The organism is Bradyrhizobium sp. UFLA05-112 (assembly GCF_053572325.1).
The window spans coordinates 1-1,023 of sequence record NZ_JBANBK010000210.1; the positions used below are offsets into that span (position 1 = coordinate 1).

The 1,023-nt window shown below is 64.4% G+C and carries 1 protein-coding gene; it reads left to right on the top strand.

Annotated elements, in window-relative coordinates:
• Window positions 1–589 (top strand): transposase (locus tag SO180_RS42425; RefSeq protein ID WP_449384713.1); only part of this gene is annotated, 589 nt, incomplete at its 5' end.
• Window positions 590–1,023 lie beyond the last annotated feature (434 nt).

The following is a 1,023-nucleotide window of genomic DNA, read 5'->3' on the forward strand; positions in this document are numbered from 1 at the left end:
GCGGAGCAACCGCCGGGCACGGCTTGAGGCCTTGCGTACCGGCGATGGGCGACTGCTACCGGCGCATTTGAAGGCACAGATCGGCCGCGAGCTCGACCGGCTCGAACTTCTGCTCGGCCAGATCGAGGCCGTGGAGGCCGAACAGGATGCACTGCTGGCTGCGGTGAGAAAGCCTGCAGGCACACCGGCTGCACCGGATCCGGTGACGATGCTGCTGGCCTTGAAGGGAATGGGCCCAAACTTCGCTGCCGTTCTCTGGTTGGAAGCCTTCTACCGCCGGTTCGCCAACCGCCGCCAGATTGCGGCCTATGCCGGTCTTGCGGCCACGCCGTGGCGCAGTGGCGGCATCGAGCGTGAGCAAGGCGTGTCGAAGGCCGGCAATCCGCGCCTGAGAACCACGATGATCCAGCTCGCCTGGTTGTGGGTGCGGCACCAGCCCCAATCGGCCCTGACGCAATGGTTTGACGCGCACAGCGACCGCGGCCGCAAGCGCGCGATCGTGGCACTGGCCCGCAAGCTGCTCGTGGCCCTGTGGAAGTACGTGACGGCTGGCGTCGTGATCGAGGCAGCCGTGATGAAGACCGCCTGAGAATACAGCTCTCCCACCAAGGATACCAATCCGCCGAGGTTGATCAGCCTCGGCCGATCCGGGTGGACGAACCGATGGATTGCATGGCTTCAAACGCCGCAACGAAGAATGGCCTCGTCCTCTCGAGCCTGCCCGCCGCAAGCGGAATGTTGGTGCAGTCGCTATCACGCGACGACCGAATGTGAGTTTGACCTGGCACGCAAACCAGGTTGCCAAACCGGCTCGGCCCTTGGATCACTGACCATAAGGAGTAGTCCACCCCGCCCACGCCCGACCACAACAGCCTGATGGCGTGCTCGATCAAGTCAAGGCCAAGCCGCTTCGCGGCGGCCCTACGGGCCGGCCTTGACTCGACCTGCGCGCGCCATCTTCACACTCCAACGGTCGGGACGAAGAGCTGGCCTGCAATCGAACAAAGAGCTGACCAACCACCT